Raw genomic sequence first — 8889 nt, forward strand, 5'->3', positions numbered from 1 at the left:
GACCAGATGGGTCCAGGCCCTCGGGACGACGTCGACGACCGCGTAGCCGCCCCCGCCGAGCGCGATCCACCGGCCGTCGGCGTGCTCGTGCGCCAGCCCGTGCAGCTCCTCGGCGATGGCCCGCTGGGCGTCCACGGTGACGGCGAGGTGGGCGAGCGGGTCCTCCAGATGGGTGTCGGCCCCGTGCTGGGTGACCAGGACCTGCGGGCGGAAGGCGGCGAGCAGCTCGGGCACCAGGGCATGGAAGGCGCGCAGCCAGCCGGCGTCGCCGGTGCCGGCCGGCAGCGGGAGGTTGGCGGCGGAGCCCTCGGCGCCCGGGCCGCCGGTCTCGGTGCTCCAGCCGGTCTGCGGGAAGAGCGTGGCAGGGTGCTCGTGCAGCGAGACGGTGAGCACCCGGGGGTCGTCCCAGAACGCCTGCTGGACGCCGTCGCCGTGGTGGACGTCCACGTCGACGTAGGCGATCCGCTCGGCGCCGAGTTCGAGCAGCCGGGCGATGGCGAGGGCCGGGTCGTTGTAGACGCAGAAGCCGGACGCGCGGTCGGGCATCGCGTGGTGCAGCCCGCCGGCGAAGTTGACCGCGTGCGGGGTCTCGCCGCGCCAGACGGCCTCGGCGGCGGCGACCGACTGGCCGGCGATCAGCGCGGAGGCGGAGTGGACGGCGGGGAAGGACCAGTTGTCGTCGGTGCCGAGGCCGTGCCGCGGATCCTGCCGGTCGGGGTGGGCGGCGGCGCGCTTGACCGCCTCGACGTAGGCCGCGGTGTGCACCAGGCGGAGGGTGGAGTCGCCCGCGGCGGGCGCGGAGCGGACGGTGACGCCCGGCCCGGCGGCGAGGCCGAGGTCCTCGACCAGGCGCATGGTGAGCGACAGCCGGGTGGGATCCATCGGGTGGCCCGGGCCGAAGTCGTAGGCGGTGACCGCCTCGTCCCAGAAGAGGTGCAGGCCGCAGGAGGGGTCACGCTCGGCGTCGGGCATGGCCTCCACCGTAGTGGGTGGCGGCCGTGCGGCCGGGCAACGGGTCCTTGAACGCCCGCGGTACGGGAGTCAGACCCGGGCGCTCGTCCCCGGGGTGGGCGCGGCGGCGGAAACGGGGGCGTGCGCGGGGGCCGGGACGGCAGCACGGGCGGTTCGGCGGGCGGTTCGGCGGCCGGCCAGCCGGCAGCCGAGGCAGTCGGGGTGGCCGTGGCGGCCGGCCGGGTCGGGGGTGCGCCAGTGCCGCAGTTCCGGCGGGCGCGGCCCGGTGGCCTTGCCCCGGCCGGCCAGGTGGAGCGTCCAGGCGGCGACCGCCCCGAGGAGGATCAGCGCCGCACCGGCCCAGAGCCCCGGCCCGGAGCCCGCGACGAAGGCCGCGCCCGCGACGGCGAAGCCCAGGGTGACGACGGCGGTGCCGGTCCAGCCGGCCACGGTGTGGCCCATGTCGTGATCAGCGTGTGCGCCCATGTGTCCTCGTTTGGTGTGATGGACGGGTCCACCCGGGCTCCCGTCCGCGAACGGACTGATGTCTTATCTCACGAGGTAAGTAACTTAGATGCTAAGGAGATTTCCCGTGGAGGGCAAGCCGCGCCCCGAGGCGACGCCCGAGCAGGCGCTCTACGCGATGGACCGGATGATCGCGCTCGCGCAGTTCGGCCAGCAGGACATCGCGGCGCGGCTCGGCCTGAACGTCACCGACCTCACCTGCGTCGGCTTCCTGATCGAGGCGGCGATGGCAGGCGAGGGCCTGGCCGCGGGCGACCTCGCCGAACGCGCACAGCTGACCACCGGCGCGGTGACCGGCGTGCTCAACCGGCTGGAGAAGGCCGGGTACGCCCGGCGCGAGGCCGACCCGGGCGACCGCCGCCGGGTGCGGGTGGTGCTGGAGGCCGCCGCACAGGAGCGGATCATGGAGGTCTACGGCCCGTTCTACGGACGGATCAACGGCCTCTTCGCCGACTACACCCCGGCCGAGATCGCCGTGCTCACCGACTGGTTCACCCGTGCGAAGGCGATCCTGCACGAGTCGCTGGCGGAGATCAGGGAGGCGACGCCCTGAACCGGCCCCCCGGTGGCGCGCCCGACGGTTCGCCCTACGGCGTGCCCTACGGCGTGCCCCGGACGGCGTCCCGGACGGCCGGGCCGGTGGGCGCCGGGGAGGTCGACGCCGCCGGGGCGAAGCGGTCCGCCAGCGGCAGCACCGCCAGTACCAGCAGCATCGGCGCCAGCAGCGCCCAGCGGTACGAACTCGCGTCCGCGAGCGCCCCCACCAGCGGCGAACCCACCAGGAACCCCACGTAGTTGAACAGGTTGAGCCGGGCCACCGCGGCGTCCGAGTCGGCCGGGAACAGCCGCCCGCCGGCCGCGAACACCTGCGGGATGATCGCGCAGATCCCCAGCCCCAGCACGGTGAACCCGGCGATCCCGGCCCAGGCGGCGGGCGCGGCGGCGGCCAGCGCGAACCCGAGCGCGGACAGCGCGGCACCGGACCGCACCACCGGAACGGCGCCCCAGCGCTGCACCGCGCGGTCGCCGAGCGCCCGGCCGAGCAGCATCGCCACCATGTAGCCGAGGTAGGAGAGCTTGGCGACGTCCTCGGGACTGCCGAGACCGTCGGTCAGGTACTTGACGCTGTAGTTGGAGACCGAGGCGTCGGCGATGTAGGCGAAGGCCATCACCAGGCAGAGCGGCAGCAGCGGCCGCCAGGGGATCGACCGGGCGGCGGCCGCGGCGGCCTCCCGTACCGCGTCGCCGAGTTCGGCCGGTCCGGCGAACCTGGTGCCGGCCAGCAGCGCGAGCGGGGCGACCACTCCGGCCGCCGTCCCGAACAGCACCGGCAGACCGAGCCCGACGTGCGCGCCGAGACCCGCGACGGCCGCGCCGACGATGCCGCCGAGGCTGAACGCGGCGTGGAAGCCGAGCATCACCGAGCGGCCGTAGCGGTGCTGGAGCCCGACCCCGAGCATGTTCATACTCGCGTCCAGCGCGCCGACCAGCAGGCCGAAGGCGCCCAGGGCCAGCGCCAGTTGCCAGAGCTCGTCGCCCAGGCCGACGGCGGCCAGGGTGGCGCAGACCGCCGGCTGGACCACCCGCAGCACGGCCCGCGCGCTCGTCCGGCGCACCAGCCGCTCGGAGGCGATCGACCCCACCCCGGCCAGCACCGGCACCGCGGCCAGGAAGAGCGGCAGCAGGGAGTCGCTCAGCCCGTAGCGGTCCTGGATCTCCGGGATGCAGGTGACCAGCAGGGCGAAGGTGACGCCCTGGAGGAGGAAGCTCGCGGCCAGCGCCGCCCGGCCGGCCCGGAGCCGCGGCGTGACCGGGACGCTCCCGTCCCCCGCGTCGCTCCCGGAACGGTAGGCACTCTCGGTAGGCACATCCACCTCGCTACTGGCCGGTACGGCGGTCGGTGGCGAGAGCGTAGGCGCTGACGGGCGTTCGCGGGAGGGGGTGCGCGTGAGACGGCTGCGTCTGCCGCACACCCCTCCCAGGGTCCGGCCGCTACCGGTCGAGCAGGGGGAGCACCTCGGCGAGGTCGGCGATCAGGCCGGTGGCACCGGCGGCGGTCAGCTTCGCCGGGTCGGTCAGCGCGGTGTAGCCGTACACGTCCATGCCGGCCGCGCGGGCGGCGAGCACGCCGTTCGGGCTGTCCTCCACCACCAGGCAGGCGGCCGGGTCGACGCCGAGGGTGCGGGCGGCGTGCAGGAACAGGTCCGGCGCCGGCTTGCCCACCCCCACGTCCTGGGCGCTGAAGATCCGCTCCTCCGGGAACCACCCGCGCAGACCGGTGACGTCCAGCGCGGCGCGGATCCAGCTGTGGTGCGCGGACGAGGCCAGGCAGTACGGCACGGAGCCCTGCCGGAGCTCCTTCAGCAGCGTCTCCGCGCCCCGTACGGCGGCGAGTTCGGCGGTGAAGGTGTCGAAGACCCGGCCGTGGAAGGTCTCGTCGAAGCCCTCCGGGAGGAGGGCGCCGTCGTGCCGCTCGGCGATCACGTCGTGCACCCGGTGGGCCGCGGTGCCCATGAAGTCCCGGTAGGAGTCCTCGACGGTGGTCGGGTAGCCCAGTTCGGTCAGATAGTCGGCGAGCACCCGGTTGGAGAGCGGCTCGCTGTCCACCAGGACACCGTCGTTGTCGAAAATCACCAGTTCATAGGCCATACGGGCGACCCTACCGGCCGTCCCTCCGGGTCACTTGCCGCCGGAGGCCAGCTCCCGGGAGCGGTCCCGGGCCGCCTCCAGCGCGCTCAGCAGGGCCGCCCGCACCCCGTGGTTCTCCAGCTCGCGGATGGCCGCGATGGTGGTGCCGGCCGGCGAGGTGACCGCCTCGCGCAGCTTCACCGGGTGCTCCCCGGAGTCCCGCAGCATCACCGAGGCGCCGATCGCCGACTGCACGATGAGGTCGTGCGCCACCTGCCGGGGCAGCCCGAGCAGGATGCCCGCGTCGGTCATCGCCTCGACCAGGAAGTAGAAGTACGCCGGGCCGGAGCCGGAGAGCGCGGTCGCCGCGTCCTGCTGGGACTCGGGCAGCCGCAGTGCCTTGCCGACCGAGCGGAAGATCTCCTCCGCCCGCTCCAGGTGCGCCTCGGCGGCGTGCGACCCGCCGGAGATGACGCTCATGCCCTCGTCCACCAGGACGGGCGTGTTCGGCATCACCCGGACCACCGGGGTGCCGGGCGCCAGCCTGGCCTCGAACCAGGCGGTGGGGATGCCGGCCGCGGCCGAGATCACCAGCCGGTCGGGGTCGATGTGCGGCGCCAGCTCGTCCAGCAGGGTGCCCATGTCCTGCGGCTTCACCGCGAGGATCAGGGTGTCCGCGAGCTTGGCGGCCTCGGCGTTGCCCACCACGCCGACCCCGTACCTGGCGGCCAGTTCGGCCGCCCGCTCGGGCCGGCGGGCCGTCACCAGGACGTCCGCCGGGTCCTTGCCGGCCCGCAGCAGACCGGAGAGCAGGGCCTCCCCGATCTTGCCCGTGCCGAGGAAGGCGATCTTCTGTCCGTGCGCCGCGCTGCTGGTCATGGCCGCTCCTTGCCTCCGGTGTTGTGTCCCGCCACCCCGGTCATCCTCGCACCGCGCCCCGCCCCCGGGCGGCACCGTCCACCCTGCGGGCACCCGGCGGAGCGGCACCCCGGACGAGAGGCCCCTAGGGCGAATCTCGGGGTTCTCCCCTATGGTCCGGCGGTGAACGCGGGCGCACCGTGGAGGCATGGCACACGGAGAGATGTCCCGACGTGAGAACCGGCAGGTCGCCGTCGCCGCGGCGACCTTGGGCCCGTGGCGGACGGCCGCGGGGGTCGGTGCCCTGGTGGGGGCGACGGACCTGGTGATCGATCTGATCGACGGGGACTGGTCGCTGAGCATGCTGGCCGGTCCGGCCGGCCTCGCCCTGTTCTTCTTCTTCCTGGTCGGCACGGTGGGCGGCCGGCTGCGCCGGGACACCGCCGACCGGCGACTGCAGAAGTGGGCGAACGAGCACCCCTGGCAGGCCGCGCTCCCGGCGGCGGGCGGCCTGCTCCTGCTGAACACGCTGGCCCAGCTGTTCCTCGGCGACGCGGGCGTGTTCGAGGCGTTCTTCCTCTCGCTGTTCCCGGCGGCCATGGTCCTGGGTGTGGCGGGGGTGGTCGGCTCGGTGAAGCGCGCCCGCAGCAAGGACTGACGCCCCGGGAGGAAACGGGTGGTCGACCGCCCCGCTCCGGCGGGGGTGTTCACCCGGCGGTGCGGCCCCGATCGAACACCCGTCACACCCCGTCGGCATACTGGCGCGATGCCGATCGCCGAAGACCCAGAACCGCGTCCGTCCGAGGAGCCGAAGGACGGGACGGACGGGAAGGACCCGTTCGCCGACCTCGTACTCGACGAGGAGTTCGTCCGCGGCGCCGCCGTCAAGGAGCAGGCGGGCCGCACCCGGATGCTCGCCGCCCGGTGGCAGCACACGCCGCCGGTCGACCCCGGCGGCCGACGCTCGGTGAACGACGGGCCCCGGCCGCGGCAGCGCTTCGCCCGCCGGGCGCGGCCGGTCGACCCGTGGGGCAACCCCCGGCCGCGCCGCGGCGGGTGGTGGCGGACACCGCTGTTCGTGGTGCTCACCGTCGCCCTGGTGCTCGCGGCGCTGAACGTCGACGGGCTGCGGTCCTGGTACTCGACGCGGTTCGGCGACGGCTCCGGCGGTACGACGGCCGGCACGCCCGTGGCGACCGTCGCTCCGGAGACCGGGGCGCCGACCGCCGCGCCGCCGCCGGTCGACCCGAAGCAGCCGACCGTCGACCGCCCGTGGGCGGGCTCGCCCGCCGAGGGGTGGCCCACCGGCATCGACGCGTTCGGGCCCGAACCGGGCACGGTCACCAGGATCGGCGTGTTCGGCGCCGACCAGGTCGCCGCGCAGGTCGACCTGGTCAAGCGGTACCTGGCGGCGGCCAACCTGGACCCGAAGGTGGTGGCCGGCGGCCGCCCGGAGGCGGCCCTGGCCATGCTGGGCCCGGAGGACCGGGCGACGGCCGAGAAGGCGCTGGCCAGTCCCTCCCGCGACCAGGACCCGACCGGCTGGTTCAGCCGCTTCGACGGGCGCGACGCGATCCCGGTCGGCGACACCTACCGGCTCCAGGGCCGGATCAGCGTCGAGGGGGACGGCAAGCGGGGCGTGCTGGTGCACACCGACTTCACCTTCGTCTACCCGCTCCGGCCCGGCCCGGACGCCGCCAAGCGCGCCACCGCGCCCAGGCCCTCCGGTCCCGCGCGGCCGACGGGCAGCCCGGCGCCCGGCGGGGGCGGCGCGCCGAAGCCGGTCGGCCTGCTCACCCCGGCGGCCGACGTGGCCGGGGACACCTGGACGGCGCGGACCATCGTGCGCCGGGTGGACACCTTCCGCTTCTACGACCCGGCGAAGTTCCAGGTCGAGCGGGACCGGCTCTACTTCGAGCAGACCATGTCCGACGTCGGCAACAGCGAGTGCGACGTCTACGACGGCTGGTACCACCCGCAGTTCGACCAGTTCGCGGCCGCCGGGGGGACGTCCCCCGCGCCCTCCGGGCCGCTCTCGGACCCGTACGACCGCACCAAGGAGCTGCGGACGGACGGCGTCTGCGGCACGGTCAGCCGCAGCTGACCGGCCCCTCTGCTTCAGCGCTTGCGCTTGGCCCGGCCCGGTGCCCCGGCACCGGGCCGGCCGCTGCGACCGGCCTGCCGGCGTTCGTGCTGCGCGAGCGCCTTCTCGTAGCGGGCCCGGTGGAGGGCCTCGCCGGGGGCCTCGCGCAGGGCGCGGAGGAAGTAGGCGAGCAGGGAGCCGATCCCGCCGATCACCCAGACCACGCCGAGCGACTTGTCCTCGGCCATCCAGCCGGTCAGCGCGTCCCGGCCCTCGGTGAGCAGCTTCCAGGTGCGCAGCGCGGCGAGCAGCGAGCAGATCGCGACCGCGGCGACCAGCAGTCCGTTGAGGAAGCCCCCGTTGTCGGCGACCCGGATGCCGTCGACGGCGAGGCGCAGCACGAAGGCGCCGGCCGCGGCGGCGAGCAGCGCCCCGACCGGGACGAGGACGCGGCGCAGCCGGTAGTCGCCGCCGCGCTCGACCCAGCTGGTGCCGAACCAGCGGATCGGCTCCGGCTCGGGGGCGCCGGCGGGCTGGGTGGTGGGGGTGGGGTCCTGGGTCACGGGTCCGATTATCCCCGGCGGGCGGGAACGGCGGAGGCGCCGTCCCGGTGGCCGGGACGGCGCCTCCGTAATCGCGGCGGGGGTCAGCCGAGCTTGCTGACGTCCCGCACAGCGCCCTTGTCGGCGGAGGTGGCCATCGCGGCGTAGGCGCGCAGGGCCTGGCTGACCTGGCGGTCGCGGTTCTGCGGCCGGTAGCCGTGGCCGGCCTCCAGGACGCGGCGGCGCTCGTCCAGGACCTCGGCCGGGACCTCCAGCGAGATCCGCCGGCCCGGGATGTCGATGGCGATGGTGTCGCCGTCCTCGACCAGGGCGATGGTGCCGCCGGACGCGGCCTCCGGGGAGGCGTGGCCGATCGACAGGCCCGAGGTGCCGCCGGAGAAGCGGCCGTCGGTGACCAGCGCGCAGGCCTTGCCCAGGCCCCGGCCCTTGAGGAACGAGGTCGGGTAGAGCATCTCCTGCATGCCGGGGCCGCCCTTGGGGCCCTCGTAGCGGATGACGACGACGTCGCCCTCCTTGATCCGCTTGGCGAGGATCGCCTCGACCGCGTCCTCCTGGGACTCGACGACGACGGCCGGGCCGCTGAACGTCCAGATCGACTCGTCCACGCCGGCGGTCTTCACGATGCAGCCGTCCTCGGCGAGGTTGCCGTACAGCACGGCGAGCCCGCCCTCGACGGAGTAGGCGTGCTCGACGGCGCGGATGCAGCCCCGGGCGCCGTCGGTGTCCAGCGACTCCCAGCGCTCGGACTGCGAGAAGGCCTCGGCGGAGCGGACGCAGCCGGGGGCGGCGTGCCACAGCTCGACGGCCTCGGCGGACGGCGAGCCGCCGCGGACGTCCCAGGTCTTGAGCCACTCGGTGAGCGAGTCGGAGTGGACGGTGTGCACGTCCTCGTTCAGCAGCCCGCCCCGGTGCAGCTCGCCGAGGATGGCCGGGATCCCGCCGGCCCGGTGCACGTCCTCCATGTAGTACGCGCCGTTGGGCGCGACCTTGGACAGGCACGGCACCTTGCGGGAGATCGCGTCGATGGCCCGCAGGTCGAAGTCCAGCTCGGCCTCCTGGGCGGCGGCGAGCAGGTGGAGGATGGTGTTGGTCGAGCCGCCCATAGCGATGTCGAGGGCCATGGCGTTCTCGAAGGCGGCGCGGGAGGCGATCGAGCGCGGCAGGACGGAGTAGTCGTCCTGGCCGTAGTGCCGCTCGGTGATCTCGACGACGGTCCGGCCGGCGGCCTCGTAGAGGGCGCGGCGGGCGGTGTGGGTGGCGAGCAGCGAGCCGTTGCCGGGC

General features: G+C 74.8%; 10 protein-coding genes. 3 read left to right on the forward strand and 7 right to left on the reverse strand.

From position 1 onward, the window contains the following. Both VR45_RS02155 and VR45_RS02160 read right to left on the reverse strand, forming a co-directional pair. A partial coding sequence (locus VR45_RS02155; RefSeq protein WP_045937948.1) for an acetoin utilization protein AcuC occupies positions 1 to 972 on the reverse strand: 972 nt, incomplete at its 3' end. Between the two features lie 69 nt (positions 973 to 1041). After that, positions 1042 to 1437: an HGxxPAAW family protein gene (locus VR45_RS02160; RefSeq protein WP_045937941.1), complete on the reverse strand. Its 396-nt coding sequence runs from the start codon at positions 1435 to 1437 to the stop codon at positions 1042 to 1044. 106 nt (positions 1438 to 1543) lie between these two features. Here VR45_RS02160 and VR45_RS02165 point away from each other — a divergent pair, with 106 nt between their 5' ends. Continuing rightward, positions 1544 to 2029 carry a MarR family transcriptional regulator gene (locus VR45_RS02165; RefSeq protein ID WP_045937942.1) on the forward strand — a complete coding sequence of 162 codons (486 nt, stop codon included), beginning with the start codon at positions 1544 to 1546 and terminating at the stop codon, positions 2027 to 2029. 46 nt (positions 2030 to 2075) lie between these two features. Here VR45_RS02165 and VR45_RS02170 read toward each other — a convergent pair whose 3' ends face one another. From VR45_RS02170 to proC, 3 genes are all read right to left on the reverse strand, one after another. Then, complete coding sequence (locus VR45_RS02170; protein ID WP_045937949.1) at positions 2076 to 3254, reverse strand: MFS transporter; 1179 nt, start codon at positions 3252 to 3254, stop codon at positions 2076 to 2078. Positions 3255 to 3468: 214 nt separating this feature from the next. Next, a complete protein-coding gene (locus VR45_RS02175) occupies positions 3469 to 4125 on the reverse strand; it encodes an HAD family hydrolase (RefSeq protein ID WP_045937943.1) in 657 nt (218 codons plus the stop codon). 30 nt (positions 4126 to 4155) lie between these two features. Continuing rightward, positions 4156 to 4983 carry a pyrroline-5-carboxylate reductase gene (gene proC, locus VR45_RS02180; protein ID WP_045937944.1) on the reverse strand — a complete coding sequence of 276 codons (828 nt, stop codon included), beginning with the start codon at positions 4981 to 4983 and terminating at the stop codon, positions 4156 to 4158. Positions 4984 to 5170: 187 nt separating this feature from the next. On the opposite strand from proC, the gene VR45_RS02185 reads away from it, so the two are divergent. Together VR45_RS02185 and VR45_RS02190 are read left to right on the forward strand one after the other, a co-directional pair. Continuing rightward, positions 5171 to 5620: a hypothetical protein gene (locus VR45_RS02185; protein ID WP_159394096.1), complete on the forward strand. Its 450-nt coding sequence runs from the start codon at positions 5171 to 5173 to the stop codon at positions 5618 to 5620. Positions 5621 to 5728: 108 nt separating this feature from the next. Further along, positions 5729 to 7066 (forward strand): hypothetical protein, encoded by a 1338-nt coding sequence (locus VR45_RS02190; protein ID WP_045937946.1) that lies wholly within the window; start codon positions 5729 to 5731, stop codon positions 7064 to 7066. A 14-nt stretch (positions 7067 to 7080) separates the two neighbouring features. Here the strand turns inward: VR45_RS02190 and VR45_RS02195 are convergent, their stop codons facing one another. Together VR45_RS02195 and VR45_RS02200 are read right to left on the reverse strand one after the other, a co-directional pair. Continuing rightward, positions 7081 to 7608 carry a hypothetical protein gene (locus VR45_RS02195; protein WP_234325803.1) on the reverse strand — a complete coding sequence of 176 codons (528 nt, stop codon included), beginning with the start codon at positions 7606 to 7608 and terminating at the stop codon, positions 7081 to 7083. 83 nt (positions 7609 to 7691) lie between these two features. Next, positions 7692 to 8889 (reverse strand): dihydroxy-acid dehydratase (locus VR45_RS02200; protein WP_045937947.1); only part of this gene is annotated, 1198 nt, incomplete at its 5' end.

The organism is Streptomyces sp. NRRL S-495, from assembly GCF_000966955.1.
Taxonomy (GTDB): Bacteria; Actinomycetota; Actinomycetes; order Streptomycetales; family Streptomycetaceae; genus Kitasatospora; species Kitasatospora purpeofusca.